Genomic DNA, 17058 nt, shown 5'->3' with positions numbered 1-17058 from the left:
TCAAGCGCAGTCTTTCACCGGTTCCATGCGGCAACGCGTCATAATGGCCTACCTCGCGTCGAAGAAGGGGGCTCCACGCCCATGGAAGCCACGACAGACCACCGGCCCGATGCCGGCGCAGCGGCCCACCCCGAGGCCGTGATCGAGCGCGCCGGGGTGCGCTTCAGCGTCCTCACGCCACGGCTCATTCGCCTGGAATGGAGCGCCTCGGGCCAGTTCCGCGACAACCGCACCCAGATCGTGGTGCACCGGGCGCTGGACGTGCCGCCGTTCCGGATTGCCGAAGACGAGCACGTGCTGGAGATCGACACCGGCGCGCTGCGGCTGCGCTACGAGAAAGGCAGTGGACGCTTCACCGCGGCCAACCTTTCCATCCACGTTCGCCAGGGCGAAGACGACCTGACCTGGAAACCGGGCGATGCCCAGAAGGTCAACCTCGGCGGTACCTATCGCACGCTGGACCGCTATGACGGCGACACCTGGCAGGACGGCAGCAAGCTGCCGATCGAGGAAGGGCTGATCGCGCGTGACGGTTGGCACGTGGTGGACGATACCGAAGGCTACGGCATCGATGACGAAGGCTGGGTGCTCGAGCGTCCGGCGGGTGAGCGACAGGACCTGTACTTCTTTGGCTACGGCCATGCCTACCGTGCCGCGCTGGGCGATTTCGCCGCCATCGCGGGACCCCAGCCAATCCCGCCACGTTTCGTCTTCGGCTACTGGTGGTCGCGGTACTGGAACTACACCGACGAAGAACTGCGCACGCTCGGTGCTCGCTTCGAGAAGGAACGCATTCCGCTGGACGTGCTGGTGCTCGACATGGACTGGCATACCACGCCTGGCCTGTCGCTGCGGCCGGGGCACGAGCACAAGGACGTCTTCGGCGAGCAATCCGGCTGGACCGGCTACACCTTCAATCGCAGCCTGTTTCCCGATCCGAAGGCCTTCATGCGCTGGGCGCACGGACAGCACCTGCGGGTGACCCTGAACCTGCACCCGGCATCGGGTGTATTGCCTCACGAAGAACAATACGACGCCATGGCGAAGGCCTTGTCTTGGGACACCTCGACAAAGGCGGCCATTCCCTTCGAAGGCACATCGCAGCCGTATATGCGTGCCTTGTTCGACACGGTGCTGCATCCACTGGAGAAGGTCGGTGTCGATTTCTGGTGGCTCGACTGGCAGCAATGGCCCGAGTCGAAGGCACACCCGGGACTGTCGAACACGTGGTGGCTCAACCACACATTCTTCACCGAGATGCAGCGCGACGGCGATCGGCGCGGACTGATCTACCATCGATGGGGCGGGCTCGGTAACCATCGGTATCCCATAGGCTTCTCCGGCGACAGCGTGATCTCCTGGGATTCGCTGGCGTTCCAGCCGCACTTCACCGCCATGGCGTCCAATGTGCTTTACGGCTACTGGAGCCACGACATCGGTGGGCATACCTTCCACAAGCATATTCCGCGGCCGGAACGGCATCTCGAGCCGGAGCTCTATGCGCGATGGATGCAGCTGGGCGTATTCAGTCCCGTACTGCGGACGCACTCGGCGAAGGAAGCGAGTCTGCACAAGGAGCCGTGGCACTTCGGTCCGCCCTATGGCGACGCGATCTTCGCCGCGATCCGGCTGCGTTATCAGCTTGCGCCGTACATCTACGCTGCCGCACGCCACGCTTACGACACCGGGCTGTCGATCGTGCGGCCGATGTACTACCACTGGCCACAGCACGAAGAGGCGTACAGCCACCCGGCGCAATACATGTTCGGCAACGACATCCTCGTGGCGCCGGTCACGGCACCGGTAGGCGAGGACGGTGCCGCATCGTTTCCGGTGTGGTTACCGCCCGGCCTCTGGTACAGCCGCGACGGCGCGGAGGCGTTCGAGGGTGGGCAGATGATCGAACGCCATTACACGCTCGAGGAGATTCCCATCTTCGTCCGGCCGGGCAGCGTGGTGCCCCTGTATCCCGAGGGCATGCGTAACCTCGCCAGCGTGCCCGACGCCCTGATCCTGCAGATTTTCCCCGGCGACGAAGGTGCCACGGAGCTCTACGATGACGACGGCGAGAGCCAGGGCTACCAGCGCGGCGAATTCGCGCGCACCTGTGTGCGCAGCCGTCGTGGCGATCGTGCGCAACGCGTGCACATCGACGCCATGCGCGGAGACTACAAAGGACGTCCCAGCGCGCGTTCGTACATCGTCGAGCTGCTCGACGCCGGCATACCGGAACGTGTCGAGGTCAACGGTGTGGCGTTGCCGTACAGCGAGCCGCCCGCGCCGCGGACCTGGCTGTTCGACACGGCATCGCTTTGCATCCGCGTCGACCTGGGGTCGGTATCGCTGGACGAGCCGCAGGATATCGTCGCGCGGTTCACACCTGAGCACACGATGCCGGCTGGCCTGCTGCACCGCATGCGCCGTGCCGGCATCGCCGTGGACTATCTGAAGCAGGTATGGGGCGACATCTCGGCACTGCCTGACGACGTCGACCTTGCCGGTCAGGCGGCGCGCGTGCTGGCCTATGCGGTGGAAGATGGCGACGATGAAGGTCGTGCGGGCCGCTTCATGGCGGCCGTACTCGCTTTCGAAGCGCGCTTCCGCGGGTTGCCGGCGAGCGTGTATGCCACGCCGATCGACGAGACCTTCAAGCGTACGTTTACCAGCCTTCTCGGGCGCTGACCGTTGCGTCGCCTGCTCTGCGCCCTGCTCACCATGCTCGCTTCGACAGCGTACGGGCAGGCCGCGGTCCGGGTGGGCTCGAAGGCGGACAACGAGGGTGCGGTACTCGGGCAGATCCTGTTGCAGGTGCTTCGCCATGACGGCGTGCCGGTGATCGACCGGACCCAGCTCGGCCCCACGTCCATCGTGCGTCGCGCCTTGCTCAACGGCGATCTGGACGTCTACCCGGAATACACCGGCAACGCGGCGTTTTTCTTTCATCGCGAGAATGACCCCGCCTTTCGCGACGCGCGCCAGGCGTACGCACTCGCCGCCTCACTCGACCGTGCCGCCAACCACCTGGTCTGGCTGACACCGGCACCTGCCGACAATCACTGGGCGATCGGTGTGCGTGGCGACGTGGCACGAGCGGCGCAGCTCGGCACGCTCGACGATTTCGCGCGCTGGGTAAACGGCAAGGGCGAGGTGTTCCTGGCCGGATCGGCCGAGTTCGTGGAGAGCGATGCGGCGCTGCCGGCATTCCAGGCCGCCTACGGATTCACCTTGCGCGGTGACCAGTTGCTGGTGCTCGCGGGCGGGGATACCTCGGCGACCATCAAGGCCGCCGCCGAAGGTATTTCGGGAGTGAACGCGAGCATGGTCTATTCGACGGACGGTGCCATCGCCGTCACCGGCCTGGTCGTGCTTGCCGACCCGCGACACGTGGAAATGGTCTATCAGCCCGCCCCCGTGGTTCGCGACGATGTGCTGCGCCGCTATCCTGCGATGCGCGGTTCGCTGGACGCCGCCTTCCGGCCATTGACGGTCGAGGTATTGCGCAAGCTCAACGCGCGAACACAGATCAGCGGCGAAGATCCGGCCGTCGTGGCCGGCGACTATCTCCGCGAAGAGGGGCTGGTGCCGTGAACCCGCGCGCGCTTCCTGTCCTCGTGCTGGCCGGCATCGGCCTCCTTTGCGCGATCGCCTTTCCCTTCCTCTATGTCACGCCCAACCGGCTCCTGAGCGGCGAGCCGCACAGTCCACACGTCGTAGCGCTGGCTCTGTCGTGGGTTCTGCTCGCGGGGCTTGGCATGCTCGAGGTCCGGGGTAGCCGGGTTGCCGTCGCGCTGCTGGCGTGGGCATTGATCGCCGGTCTGCCCCTGGTTGCAGGCATGGATGCACGCGCCTTGCTCCATGCGACGGCAGCCAGCGCGCGTGTTCCATTGGGCGCGGGTTTCTGGCTGATGTGGCTCGCGGCGAACCTGCTCCTGCTCGATCGCCTGCGCGGTGTGCGAACGTCGGGGCGGATCGTCGCCTGGGCCGGGCTGTTCGTGGCACTCGTTGCGATGAGCAGGGCCGGCGCCTTCGAATCGCTGGCCCTGGTCCGTGAATTCCACGCACAGCGCGGTCCTTTCATGGACGCACTGCTTACCCACCTGAGCCTTGCCGCGACGACGTTGGTGCTGGCACTCGTCATCGGCGCGCCGCTGGGCTGGTGGGCATGGCGCGCACGGCGAACGGACGGGGCCGTCGTCGGCGTGCTTGCCTTCCTGCAGACCGTACCGTCGCTGGCCTTGTTCGCGCTGCTGATCGGCCCCTTCGCATGGCTGGCGCGGGCATGGCCTGCCCTTGGCGCGCTTGGCTTTGGTGGCACGGGCGCCGCGCCCGCCGTCTTTGCGCTGGTGCTGTACGCCCTGTTGCCGGTGGTGCGATACACCGTCGCGGGCCTCGGTGCGGTGCCGCCGGACGCGCGTGAAGCGGCTCGCGGGCTCGGCATGAGTCGCCTGCAGCTGCTGTCGCGTGTGCAGTTGCCCCTGGGCTGGCCGGTGTTGCTCGCCGGCTTGCGTATCGTCGCGGTACAGACGATCGGACTGGCGGCAGTCGCCACCCTGATCGGCGCGGGCGGTCTGGGACGTTTCGTCTTCCTCGGTATCGGCCAGGGCGCCAACGACATGGTGATGTTGGGTACGCTGGCGATCATCGCGCTGGCGCTCGCCGTCGACCTCCTCTTCCAGGCCATGCTCGCCTTTACGGAACGCCGCTCATGATCGAGTTCGACCACGTCCACAAACGCTTCGGCGAGCACGTCGTCATCGACGACCTGTCGCTGCGCGTCGAGGATGGCGAATTCTTCGTTCTCGTCGGACCATCGGGCTCGGGCAAGTCCACGCTGCTGCGCACAGTGAACCGCCTGGTCCACATCGATGCGGGGAACGTGCGCATCGACGGTGTGGACGTGGCCACACAGGATGTCGAAACGTTGCGTCGTGGCATTGGTTACGCCATCCAGTCCGTCGGCCTGTTTCCGCATCGCACCGTCGGCGAGAACGTTGCCACCGTCCCGCACCTGCTCGGCTGGTCGAAGGCGGAAATCGACGCGCGTGTCGAGGAGCTGCTCATCCTGCTCAAGCTGGACGAACCGGGCATCGTCGATCGGTATCCGGATACGCTATCCGGCGGACAGCAGCAGCGCGTCGGCGTTGCACGTGCGCTCGCCGCGCGGCCGCGCATCGTGCTGATGGATGAGCCGTTCGGCGCACTCGACCCGGTCACCCGCGAGTCGTTGCAGGCCAGCCTGAAAGCAATTCAGCGCGATACGGCTACGACGATCCTCTTCGTTACGCACGATATGGACGAAGCGTTCGGCCTCGGCCACCGCGTGGCCCTGATGCTCGACGGGAAAGTCGCCCAGGTAGGCACGCCGCTCGAATTGATCCGCCAGCCGGTCAACGAACGCGTGCGCGAATTCGTCGGCGGATCGCGTGCGCGACTGCGCGAGCTGGCGGTGCGGCTCGTGCGCGACAGCATGCGCAAGGGCGAGATCGCCGATGGCGACGCCGTCGATGGCGGTTCGTCATTGCAGGATGCGCTGGGAGCGATGCTGACGCAGGGTCGCGATCGCCTGCCGGTGCACGAAGACGGGCATCCTGCCGGCACGATCCTGCTCGCCGATCTCGTGGCATCGCGCGAGTGAAGGTGATCTTCGCTCCGCTGCTGCTGGTCGCCTTGCTGCTCGTACTGCCGCACAGCGAGCCATGGTTTCACGCCTGGATACCGACACTGTCGCATCCGCTGTACGCGCGCACGTCCTTTCTTGCGCTGACGCTTTCGCACTTATGGCTGGTCGCGCTGGCGACATTCGTGGCCGTCGCGATCGGCCTCACGCTCGGCGTGCTGGCGACGCGCCCGACCGGGCGCTCGTTGCTGCCGACCGTACGTGCGATCGCCGTGATCGGGCAGACGTTTCCGCCGGTCGCTGTGCTGGCGATCGCCGTGCCCTTGCTCGGTTTCGGCGCGGCGCCCACCTTGCTTGCCCTGACCCTTTACGGCGTGCTGCCGGTGCTCGGCCAGACCGTGGCCGGCCTGGATAATGTGTCGCCTGCGGCGCTGCATGCAGCAGATGGCATGGGCTACGGACGCTGGCGAAGGTTGTGGGACGTGGAATTGCCGCTGGCAGCCGGCCCGATCATGGCTGGCGTGCGGCTCTCGGCGATCGTCGGTGTCGGCACCGCCACCATCGGCTCGGCCGTGGGAGCGACGACGCTCGGGTCACCGATCGTCGAGGGGCTGGTCGGGAACAATACCGCTTACGTGGTGCAGGGGGCGTTGCTGGTCGGGGCGCTGGCGTTGTCGATCGATGGGTTGCTCGGCAGTGTCGAGCGGCGGATCCGAAGGAATCGCCGATGAATCGGCTCCCACATCGCCGATGAATCGGCTCCCACATCGCCGATGAATCGGCTCCCACATCGCCGATGAATCGGCTCCCACAGGAGCCAGACCTGCTCTTTGTGGGAGCCGCTTCAGCGGCGATGCTCTTACAGGCTTACCAGATCTTCACCCGCTGCTTCGGATCCAGATAAAGCTTCTGTCCCGCCTTCGGTTGGAACGCGTCATACCAGGGATCCAGGTTGCGCACGGTCTGCGCACGGAATTCGCCGGGCGCATGGCCGTCGCCGATCACCTGCGCGCGCAACGCGGCATCCCGGGTCTTCGTTCGCCACGACTGGGCGAAGGCGAGGAAGAAGCGCTGGTCGCCGCTCAGGCCGTCGATGACCGGTGCCGGCTTGCCGTGCAGGCTCTCCTTGTACGCCGCATAAGCGATCGTCAGGCCGGACACATCGGCAATGTTCTCGCCCAGCGTCTGCTGGCCATTGATGTGCAGGCCGGGTAGCGGCTCGTACTGATTGAACTGCTCGACCAGACGCTGGCCAGCGTCTTTGAAATGCTTCTGGTCGGCATCGGTCCACCAGTTGTCGAGACGACCCTGGGCGTCGAATTCGGCACCCGTGTTGTCGAAGCTGTGGCTGATCTCGTGACCGATCACCGCACCGATGGAGCCATAGTTGGACGCGGGGTCCGCCTTCGGGTCGAAGAAAGGTGCCTCGAGGATCGCGGCGGGGAAGTTGAGCGCGTTCTGTAGCGGCAGGTTCACCGCATTCACGGTCTGCGGTGTCATCCACCACTCGTCGCGATCGACCGGCTTGCCTAGCTTGGCGAGCTGATGGTGATATTCGGCAAGTCTGGACCGCTCATGGTTGCCGAGGGCGTCGTCCGGACGGACTTCCAGCTTCGAATAGTCGCGCCAGGTATCCGGGTAACCGACGCCGACCTTGATCGTGGCGATCTTCGCCTTGGCCTTCTGCCGGGTCGCCGGCGACATCCAGTCCAGCGTGTCCACGCGTGCATCGAACGCCTTCAGGATGTTCTTCACCATGTCCTGCACCTGGGCGCGTGAGGAGGCCGGAAAGTACTGCTTCACATAGACCTGGCCGACGGCATCGCCGAGATCCGCGTTGACGCGGCCGACGCCACGCTTCCAGCGGTCGCGCTGCTTCGGCGTGCCGGTGAGCGTGTGGCCGTAGAAGCTGAAGGAAAGGTCGTCATAGGCCTTGGGCAGCAGCCCGGAAGCGTCGGCATTGATCGTGTGGAACCGTAACCAGGCTTTCCACGTGTCCAGCGGCTCGCTGGAAACGAGCGCGGCGAACTTCGCCACGGTCGCCGGCTGCCAGACGATGAAGGTGGGCTGGTCGTCCAGGCCGGCCGCCTTGAAGTAGGCAGCCCAGTCGATACCCGGCGCCTTGCTCGCGAAGGCGGTGCGCGGCCACGGGTTGTTCGCCTTGTGGATGTCCTCGCTTTCGACGATCGAAGCCTGGGCCTGGGCAATCTTCGTTTCCAGCGCCACGATCGCCTTGGCCTTGCCGGCCGCATCGGGCGTGGCGGCCTGCGCCAGCACGGCCTCGACGTACGCGGCGTACTTGGCGCGCGTGTCGACCATGTCCTTGTCGGTCTTCAGGTAATAGTCGCGGTTGGGCATGCCCAGGCCGCCCTGCAAGAGGTAAGGCATGTTCTTCGATGGATCCTCCAGCCCCTGCGCGACGAACAGGCCGAGGAGGTGCTCGGTGTCGAGGTTGGTCGCGTTGATCGGGTCGACATCGGCGCGCAGTTGCGCACCGAGCGCGGCCGACAGCGCACCCTTGTCCTTGATCGCATCGATCGAAGCCAGCGCGGGCTCAAGCGGCTTCAGGCCTGCCTTCTCGATGGCGGCCTCGTCCATGTACGCCTTGTAGTAGTCGGCGATGAGGCGCTGCTCGCTGCCGGCCGCCGGGTGGCCTTCGCCAGCCGCCTTGATCAGCTCCGCGTTGCGCTTCTCGGCTTTCTGGAACACCTCCAGGAACACGCCGGTGCTGGCCCGGTCGGCGGGGATCTCCGCGGTCTTCTTCCAGGTCCCATTGGCATAGCCGTCGAAGTCGTCGCCCGGTTGCACCGAATGGTCGATGCCCTTCAGGTCCACGCCGACAGGTGCGCCCGCGGCGAGCGCGCCCGTGGAGGCGAGGCCGCAGGCGATGGCAGCGGCGAGGATGCGGTTGATCGTGGCCATGGGAGCGATGTCCTTGGATTCGGGAAGCCAACGATAGACCCCGCCGCGGCGCCTGTGTCCATGACGAATGGGCTACGTGGCCTAATGATCGTCCGGCCCTGCAACAGGGCCGGCAAGGCGGGCCGCGGGTCGCCCGGGCCTGCCTGGACCTTCAATTGGCAGCAGATCCTTAGGGAGATCTTTATGAACGCTCGTTTCGAACTGACCGGCTCACAGACCGATATCGCCAGCTATCCGCTCTGGGCACAGGACATGGTTTCGTCCTGCGAGGACACGCGGCGACAGATCGTCGGCCATGAGATGTGGTCGTCGATGATCGACGCCACCCTCGATCCGGAGACCACCCGCAACTTCATGATCGGCGTCTGGCCGGTCATCGAACGCTTCCCGGGCTATATGTCGCACAGCCTGCTGAAGACACGTTACGGCCGCAGCCCGGGCGACGACCTCGCCCGTCGCTGGCTGGTGCGTAACATCCGGGTGGAACAGAACCACGCCGAGTACTGGCTGAACTGGGCGGAGAGCGCGGGGGTGTCCCGTGAGGACCTGCTCCGGGCCGAGCCGCCCAAGGGCACGCAGGCCCTGGCCCAGTGGTGCGAGGAGGTGAGCCGCAACGATTCGCTGGCCGCGGGTATCGCCGCCACCAACTATGCGGTGGAAGGCGCAACGGGCGATTGGTCGCAAATTGTCTATGAAAGCGTGGCCTACGCCGAAAGCCTGCCGATTACGGGCCGTAAAGCCGGCCTGCGTTGGCTTCAGCTTCACGCCGCTTATGACGATACACATCCGTGGGAAGCGCTTGAGATCGTCTGCACCCTGCTGGGAACCAACCCCCCGGTAGACCAGATCGAGCACATCAGGGAGTGTGTCCGTCGCAGCTACGTCAGCATGAGCATTACGCTTGATCGCTGCATGGACGCCACCACGTCGATTCGCACGTGGAACGAGGCGGCCGCGTAACTCGCAAGTTGGGCATCATGTAGCGCACTATCACGACCGGATGAGGATCTGAGGGACCGATGCAACGCGTTGAGACCAGCCACCAATTGCCCCTTTCGAGGCGCCTCAGGCCGTTGGCCTATGCGCTCGTTGCGGTCGTTGGCCTGATCCTCGCCCTCACGTGGGTGGCGCTCCAGACGCAGGTGACTCTCGCCGGTTTCCTCAACGGCGAGAGTCTTTGGTCCAAGGCGCAGAAGCAGGCCGTCATCGATCTTGACGAATACGCCACGCATGGACGTCCGTCAGACCTTGCCGGGTTCCGGCGAAATTACGACGTGCTGGTGGCCGACCGCTGGGCACGTGACTCGATCGCGAGCGGGGACTTCGTCCACGCCGAGGTCAACGACGCCTTCGCCAGGGGCGGCGTGATTCCCGAGGCCATCCCAGGGATGGTCTTCATCTTCCAATACCTTTCCGGCATGCCCTACGTGCGCGAAGCCGTGACGGAATGGCGTTCCGTGGACGCCAGCCTGATCGACCTTGCCGACACCGCCGACCGGCTCGACCGCGCGTATGCGGCAGGCACGCCACCGGCCGCGACGATCGACACGGAACGCGCCCATATCGCGGCGCTCAACACTTACATCGAACCGCGCGCCAAAGCCTTCTCACTCGACATCGCCAACGGCGCCTCGTGGATCGGCCGCGTCCTGTTCTTCACGGTCTTCGGCGTGGCGACGCTCGCCTCGCTGCTCTGGCTGCGCATGGCCGGGCGTATCGTCGCCACCATCCGCGGTACCGAAGAGCGTTACAGCCTGCTGTTCGACAGCGCGGCCGACGCCATCTTCATGGTCGACGAGGAAAGCGGGCGCATCCTCGACGCGAATCGAAGGGCCGCCAACTGGGTGGGCAGTTCACGCGCCGAGCTGATCGGTATCCAGCTTTCCAGCCTGATCGTCGAAGGCTCCGATCACGCGGGTACCGGCGTGCTGCGCAACGCCGATGGCAGCGATCGACCTGTGGAAACGCAAAGCAGTCTTGTGGTCTGGGGCTCGCGTCAGGTCTGCCAGGCGATCGTGCGCGACATCTCCGACCGCGTGGCGATGGAGCAGGAGCGCAGGATCGCCGCCGAGGCCCTGGCCAGCATCGCCGAAGGTGTGATCATCGCCGACGCCGACCGCCGTGTAACCACGGCCAACGCGGCGCACGCCAAACTCACCGGCATCTCGCTACAGGCCCTGCGCCGCACGCGCTTCGACGCCACGCGCACGCTACCGGATGGTCGCCCCCTGCCGGCGTCGTTGTGGGAAGACATCGCCTCTGGCGATAACTGGCTCGGCGAAGTGGAAAGCCGGCGTGCCGATGGCAGTACCTATCCGGAGCTGATGAGTATCAGCACCATTCGTGACAATGAGGGACGCCCGCAACATTACGTCGCGGTGGTCTCCGACATCACCACGCGCAAGGCCGATCGTCAGCGCCTGCAGCACATGGCCACGCACGATCCGCTCACCGGCCTGGTCACGCGCGCCGAATTCGAGCGCCGTTGTGCCGAAGCGATCACGCGTGCCGCGCACGAGCGGGGGGCCATCGCCGTGCTCTTCGTCGATCTCGACGCGTTCAAGGTGGTCAACGACAGCTACAGCCACGCTACGGGCGATGCCCTGCTCATGCGCGTGGCCGAGCGCATCCGTGCGCAGTTGACACCGGACGATGTGGCGGGCCGTATCGGTGGCGACGAATTCACCGTATTGCTTGCCGACCTGCGCTCGCGCGAGGAGGCGCTCGTGGTCGCCGAAGCCATGCTGGCCGCGCTGGCACGTCCCTTCGACCTGGGCGACTACGAGCTGTATGTCAGCGCGAGCATTGGTATCGCCGGTTACCCGCTCGACGGCAACGATGCGGTCACCCTGATCGCGAACGCCGATGCGGCCATGTACGTGGCCAAGACCGAAGAGCGCAATGCCTTGCGCTTCTACACGCCGAAGATGCACGCCGACGCGCGGCGCCGCCTTAAGCTGGCGTCCGAACTGCGCCAGGCGCTGGCGCGTCGCGAGTTCCACCTGGTCTACCAGCCCAGCGTGGAAATGAAGAGCGGTCGCATCGTCGCCGTGGAGGCATTGATCCGCTGGCGTCACCCCGACCGCGGCAACGTGGGGCCGGACGAATTCATTCCGTTGGCCGAGAGCCTCGGCCTGATCCGCCAGATCGACCAATGGGTACTCGAGACCGCGTGCGAGCAGCTGCGCCTGTGGGACGTCGCGCGGCTGCCGCCGCTGCGTCTGGCGGTGAACGTGTCGGCGGGTTCGTTCGGTCATCCGGATTTTCTTGCGGGCGTGAGCCAGGCCGTGCTTACCACCGGCATCGCGCCCAAACGTTTGCTGGTGGAACTCACCGAGAGCGCGATCCTGCGCCTTGGCGAAGACACCGAGCGCGCCATGCTCGCCCTGCACAAGCTGGGCGTCGGCGTGGCTATCGATGACTTCGGCACCGGCTATTCCTCGCTGGCCTACCTGAAACTGCCGGCGGTGGCCTATCTGAAGATCGACCGCTCCTTCATTACCGGGCTGCCGACCAACGGCAACGACGTGGCCATTACCGAGGCCATGGTGGCCATCGCCCGAAGCCTGGACCTGCACACGATCGCCGAGGGTATCGAGACCGAAGCCCAGCACGACTTCCTGCTGCGTGCCGGCTGTCAGGAAGGTCAGGGCTTCCTCTATTCGCGCCCGCTGCCGCCGGATGAGATCGAGCGCCTGCTGGCGCCACATGCGAAGACGAGCGGTGGTACCCGGCTTTCCCTGGTCCCTCCGCGCCGGGCTTGAACGGTCCGCTGATACAAGACCCCGCCGACCCCTTCGGTCCACGATGAGCATCCCCATATAACCGGGAAGTTACCCGTGCAAGGATCCATCGTGTCCACCCGCGACCCCATCGTTTTCCTGTTCGACGTCGACAACACGCTGATCGACAACGACCGTTTCAGCGCCGATCTCGCCGCACGCCTGGTGCGTGATTTCGGCGAAGAAGGGCGGGCTCGCTACAAGGCCATCGACAAGGAGATCCGCGACCAGGTCGGCTACGCGGATTATCTCGGTGCGCTGCAGCGCCTGCGTGGCCAGCAGAGCAGCCCGGCCTTCATGGAAATGTCCTTCTTCCTGCTGGATTATCCCTTCGAGGAGCGCCGTTTCCCGGGCGTGCTCGAAGCGATCGATCACCTTCGCACGCTTGGCCGGCCGGTGATCATGTCCGACGGCGATACCGTGTTCCAGCCGCGCAAGATTCGTCGCGCCGGTCTGTGGGAGGCGTTCCGCGAAGACGTGCTGATCTATGTCCACAAGGAAGACATGCTCGACGATATGCAGAAGCGCTATCCGGCCGACCACTACGTCATGGTCGACGACAAGCCACGCATCCTCGTCGCGCTGAAGAAGCTTCTCGGCGACAGGGTGACCACGGTGTTCGTGAGGCAGGGCCACTACGCCACAGCGGCCGGCGCGGAACTGCAGGAAACACCGCCGGATATCACGATCGACGCCGTCGGCGAGCTGGCGAACATGGGCCGCGGGGCCTTCCTCGCCACCGCCTGATCGTGTTGTTGTGGGAGCCGCTTCAGCGGCTCGTCTCAAAGGCACCCCGAACCCATTCCACGGCATCCCCCTCAAACGCCAGTACATCGAACCGGCATGGCCTTCGCGCGTCATGCGGATGCCACGCCAGCCACAGGTGTGCCGCGCTGATCAGCTTGCGCCGCTTGGCCGCTGTGACGGACCCCAGCGCTCCACCGAACGCAGCGCTGCGCCGATAGCGCACTTCCACGAACACAACGGTGTCGCCGTCACGCATGACCAGGTCGATCTCGCCGTGGCGGCAGAGGAAGTTGGCGCGCACGAGGCGCAGGCCACGTGCCTGCAGAAACGACAACGCCGCGCCCTCGAAGTGGTCTCCGGTGGCGCGGCGCTCGGTGGTGTTCTTCTTTGTGGTCACGCGGCGTTCCCTGGCCGCGCCGGCGGGAATCAGCCGCCGCCGCTTTCCACGTTCGGGGCCGCTGCCGGCGCTTCAAGCTCGAGGCTACCCGCGACCGGGTGGGCCACGCCGTCGGTGAAGCGCGCCCAGATGAGTACGCGTCGCACGCGTCCGAACTCATCGGCTACCAGCTGACCGGTGGCGCCCGGCAGATAGCTGCCAGGATGCCCGCGCATCCAGTCGATGTACGGCACCAGGCCCCATGCATCCATGCCGAACGCGAACAGTCGTGCGGCCACACCCTTGGTCGAGGGCAGCGCCGATGACAGGTCGGCGCGGCGCGGCAGGCCGGGCTGTCCATCGAACAGCCACGGGGCGTCGCAGAACTCCACGCCCTCGAGATCGCGATCGGCCGTGGCGTCGTCGCCGCCGCTGTATACGTGGGAGGTGGCAAACACCGGCAAGGTGTTCTTGGCCAGGCGTAGCTGCGGCAGGAGCAGACGCGCCTGTTGCGGTTTCATGCTGATGAAGACACCGCTGGTGGCGGGATCCTGGTCGGCGGGAGGCGCGGAAAGCTGCGAGGCGAAATCGATGCTCGCGGGGTCCAGCGTCGCCTGGCTCGCCACGGTGCCACCGCGGGCCTGCCACTCCGCCTTGAAGGCGTTGCCGGCACGGCGGGCGAAATCATCGGTCGAGATGATGACGGTGGCGGTGCGCATCCCTCGATCGGCCATATGGTCGGCCACCTGGGCGCCTTCGGTCTCCGGCAACAGACCGAACTCGTTCGCACCGGCCGGCGGCAGGTTCTTGTTGTCGTTGGGGTAGTTCAGCGTAAGCATCGGCGCGGGCAATGCGCCCTTGGCGAAAATGGCCGTCACGCCGTCACGATTGAGCGGACCGACGACGAAGCGGGCGCCTTCGGCGACGGCCTTGTCGTAGGCGGCAACGGCATGCGCCGCGTCGTTGCCGGCGTCGTAGACGACGACTTCCGGGCGAGGCGCATTGGTATGTGCCGCTTCGATGTAGTTGGTGAAGAAGCCATCCCGGATGGCCGTCCCCGCGCCCGCCAGTGGGCCGGTGAGGGGCAGCAGCAGCGCGACCTTGGTCGGCACCTTGTAGCCTTCGCGCACGCCCTTGTCGCCCGTGACCGTGCCCACGGCCTGGTCGAGCACGGCGGGGGTACGCGTCACGCTACCGAGCTGACTCTGAGCCTCGACCACCCAGGGGCGCATCGGGTCGTTGGGCTGCAACGCGCCACCGCGTTCGGCCAGCGGCTGCGCGCCCATGCCGGTGAGGAGGGAAAGGATTTCCCTGCGGTTCTGTTCGCGGTCGAGGCCGCGCAACTGTCCGTCGAGCTCAACGCGCGTCTGCGCGGCGCTCCAGGGATCGTTCGACGCGGCCTGCGCGCGGGCACGCAGTTCGGCCAGCCGCTGGTCGATCTGCGGCGACACGCGTGACGAGGGCTTGCCGGTATACGAAAGGGCAGCAGCTGGATCGTTGTTCTTCAGGGCGATCTCGGCGCGCAGGGCATCGAAGCGCAGTGCGTCTTCGCCCTCGAGGTGCGAGCGATGGATATCGGCGACGACGGGTGCGGCGCGGTCGAGCGCACCTTCCTGGCGGTAAGCCTCCGCCGCGAGAAGCTTGTAGTAGTCACGATGCGCCGGATCCTGGCCAGCCAGAGCGAGGTAGGCCTGGGCGGCCTGGTCGAACTGTCCCTTGGTGTAGAGCGCCTGCGCCGCCTGCGTGGCTTCGCCCGTGGGGGCGGAGCCGTGTTGGCTCACGCCGCCCTGGGTCACGCAGCCGGCGAGACCGGTGCAGAGCAGGAGGCCGAGGGTGGTAGCGCGGATCGGTCGCATCGCAAGATTCCTTGGGCAGCACGGCAGCGCCGCTGGCGGCACTGAAACGTCCGGATCATAGCCCATCGCTTCGCGAGGCCGATGTGAGGCGCTGCCCGCGAAGGGCAGGCCCGATCAACTGCCGTACAGGGCCTTGCGGGGCGCACCGGTGATGGCGGCGGCCATCTTCGCCGCCTTGGCCGGCGGCAGTTCTTCCTTGAGGATGGCGAACACACGCAGGCCTTCGGCCAGTCGCTCGTCCTCGCCTTCCTCCCGCCCGGCCACCATCACCACGAACTCGCCCTTCTGCTGGTTGGGATCGGCGGCGACCCGCTCGACCAGGCTCGAAAGCGCGCCGTCGAGTACGGTTTCGAACATCTTGGTCAGCTCGCGCGCGACCACGGCCTCCCGGTCCGCACCGAAGGTATCGCGCATGTCCTCGAGGGACTCGAGGATGCGATGCGACGACTCATAAAAGATGAGCGTGCGCGATTCAGCAGTCAATTCGTTCAGGCGTGCCCGTCGGGCGCCCGCCTTGGCCGACAGGAAGCCCTCGAAGATGAAGCGGTCGCTGGGCAGGCCAGCCACGGACAGGGCGGCGATGACGGCGCTGGCGCCGGGAACCGGACTTACCTTCAGGCCTGCCGCGCGCGCGGCACGGACCAGGCGAAAGCCCGGATCGCTGATCAGGGGCGTGCCGGCATCGGAGACCAGGGCCACATCGTCGCCACCGCGCATGCGCTCGACCAGGCCATCCACGGCGGTGCGCTCGTTGTGGTCGTGCAAGGCGACGAGCGGCGTGTCGATGCCCAGATGCTGGAGGAGGGGGCGCGTGTGCCGGGTGTCCTCGGCGGCAATGACCTTGACCCTTTTCAGGGTTTCGATCGCACGGGCGCTGATGTCGTCGCGATGACCGATCGGCGTGGCGACCACATGGAGCATGCCGGGGCGGGAAAGAGACATCAGGGTAATCCGGTGGGTGAGACCGGGCATTGTAGGAGCCGATTCATCGGCGATGCTCTTCCTTCGATGGGGAATGGGGCCAGGAATGTGGAAGGAGCGCTGCCGCGCAGCGGGTTTATTTGCCATTCGCCGATGAATCGGCTCCTACGTGTCCTTTTTCGCCGCTGAAGCGGCTCCCACATGTATCATTGGCGGTGGAGTCGGCCGGACAGTCGCGTCACGCCTTCGGGCGTATCGAGGAAAGTCCGGGCTCCATAGGGCAGGGTGCCAGGTAACGCCTGGGCAGCGTGAGCTGACGGCTAGTGCAACAGAGAGCAGACCGCCGATGGCCCCGCAAGGGGATCAGGTAAGGGTGAAAGGGTGCGGTAAGAGCGCACCGCATGCGGGGCTAACGTCGCATGGCACGGTAAACCCCACCCGGAGCAAGACCAAATAAGGGAACTATGACGCGGCCCGCGTCGTTCCCGGGTAGGTTGCTAGAGCCTGGCGGTGACGCCAGGCCGAGAAGAATGACTGTCACGTCGCAAGACGAACAGAACCCGGCTTACAGGCCGACTCCTTTTCTTCAAGGCATCGCGGCGCCGTCGACAACGACGGCGCCGCTTTGTTTGTCAGGTCATGTGGGAGCCGATTCATCGGCGATGGGTGCTCGCCTCACCCTGGCCCGCTGCCGCGGGATCGCCGATGAATCGGCTCCTACATGGTTGTTCGTCGTCGCATGAACGTGAGTTCAGTCACACATTCGAATTCGCATTTACGGGGCCCCTGAAACGGCGACGTCGAACCTAAAAAACCTCAACGATTCAACCACCTTCC

The 17058-nt window shown here is 65.9% G+C and carries 12 protein-coding genes and 1 other RNA gene; 9 read left to right on the top strand and 4 right to left on the bottom strand.

Features of this window, described 5'->3' with window-relative positions; translation table 11 throughout:
• Nucleotides 1-81 precede the first annotated feature (81 nt).
• Genes C8J98_RS00715 through C8J98_RS00695 form a run of 5 tightly spaced genes read left to right on the top strand, consistent with a single transcriptional unit; the run spans nt 82 to nt 6348 of the window.
• Nucleotides 82-2682, top strand: a complete 2601-nt coding sequence (locus C8J98_RS00715; RefSeq protein ID WP_107909963.1) for a glycoside hydrolase family 31 protein — start codon at nt 82-84, stop codon at nt 2680-2682.
• A 3-nt stretch (nt 2683-2685) separates the two neighbouring features.
• Nucleotides 2686-3588 (top strand): glycine betaine ABC transporter substrate-binding protein, encoded by a 903-nt coding sequence (locus tag C8J98_RS00710; protein WP_233260062.1) that lies wholly within the window; start codon nt 2686-2688, stop codon nt 3586-3588.
• Nucleotides 3585-4709: an ABC transporter permease gene (locus C8J98_RS00705; RefSeq protein ID WP_107909961.1), complete on the top strand. Its 1125-nt coding sequence runs from the start codon at nt 3585-3587 to the stop codon at nt 4707-4709. Before C8J98_RS00710 ends, C8J98_RS00705 begins: the two co-directional genes overlap by 4 nt.
• A complete protein-coding gene (locus tag C8J98_RS00700; RefSeq protein ID WP_107909959.1) occupies nt 4706-5635 on the top strand; it encodes an ABC transporter ATP-binding protein in 930 nt (309 codons plus the stop codon). Before C8J98_RS00705 ends, C8J98_RS00700 begins: the two co-directional genes overlap by 4 nt.
• A 2-nt stretch (nt 5636-5637) precedes the next feature.
• Nucleotides 5638-6348 (top strand): ABC transporter permease, encoded by a 711-nt coding sequence (locus tag C8J98_RS00695; protein ID WP_199229769.1) that lies wholly within the window; start codon nt 5638-5640, stop codon nt 6346-6348.
• A 136-nt stretch (nt 6349-6484) separates the two neighbouring features.
• Here C8J98_RS00695 and C8J98_RS00690 read toward each other — a convergent pair whose 3' ends face one another.
• Nucleotides 6485-8539: a M13 family metallopeptidase gene (locus C8J98_RS00690; protein ID WP_107909955.1), complete on the bottom strand. Its 2055-nt coding sequence runs from the start codon at nt 8537-8539 to the stop codon at nt 6485-6487.
• Nucleotides 8540-8722: 183 nt separating this feature from the next.
• Here C8J98_RS00690 and C8J98_RS00685 point away from each other — a divergent pair, with 183 nt between their 5' ends.
• From C8J98_RS00685 to C8J98_RS00675, 3 genes are all read left to right on the top strand, one after another.
• Nucleotides 8723-9499: an iron-containing redox enzyme family protein gene (locus C8J98_RS00685; protein WP_107909953.1), complete on the top strand. Its 777-nt coding sequence runs from the start codon at nt 8723-8725 to the stop codon at nt 9497-9499.
• Nucleotides 9500-9558: 59 nt separating this feature from the next.
• A complete protein-coding gene (locus C8J98_RS00680; RefSeq protein ID WP_107909951.1) occupies nt 9559-12303 on the top strand; it encodes an EAL domain-containing protein in 2745 nt (914 codons plus the stop codon).
• A gap of 90 nt (nt 12304-12393) precedes the next feature.
• Nucleotides 12394-13068, top strand: coding sequence for an HAD family hydrolase (locus C8J98_RS00675; protein ID WP_107909950.1), 675 nt, complete (start codon nt 12394-12396; stop codon nt 13066-13068).
• A gap of 22 nt (nt 13069-13090) precedes the next feature.
• Here C8J98_RS00675 and C8J98_RS00670 read toward each other — a convergent pair whose 3' ends face one another.
• From C8J98_RS00670 to rsmI, 3 genes are all read right to left on the bottom strand, one after another.
• Entirely contained in the window at nt 13091-13465 is a 375-nt protein-coding gene (locus C8J98_RS00670; protein ID WP_107909948.1) for a YraN family protein, read from the bottom strand.
• A gap of 29 nt (nt 13466-13494) precedes the next feature.
• Nucleotides 13495-15300, bottom strand: a complete 1806-nt coding sequence (locus C8J98_RS00665; RefSeq protein ID WP_107909946.1) for a penicillin-binding protein activator — start codon at nt 15298-15300, stop codon at nt 13495-13497.
• Nucleotides 15301-15414: 114 nt separating this feature from the next.
• Complete coding sequence (gene rsmI / locus C8J98_RS00660; RefSeq protein WP_107909944.1) at nt 15415-16242, bottom strand: 16S rRNA (cytidine(1402)-2'-O)-methyltransferase; 828 nt, start codon at nt 16240-16242, stop codon at nt 15415-15417.
• 196 nt (nt 16243-16438) lie between these two features.
• Here rsmI and rnpB point away from each other — a divergent pair.
• Nucleotides 16439-16805, top strand: an RNA gene (gene rnpB, locus C8J98_RS00655) — RNase P RNA component class A.
• The last annotated feature ends 253 nt before the right edge of the window (nt 16806-17058 follow it).

The organism is Luteibacter sp. OK325 (genome assembly GCF_003050935.1).
Taxonomy (GTDB): domain Bacteria; phylum Pseudomonadota; class Gammaproteobacteria; order Xanthomonadales; family Rhodanobacteraceae; genus Luteibacter.
Note: the sequence above shows the minus strand (reverse complement) of the source record. Positions and strands in the feature narration are given on the sequence as shown.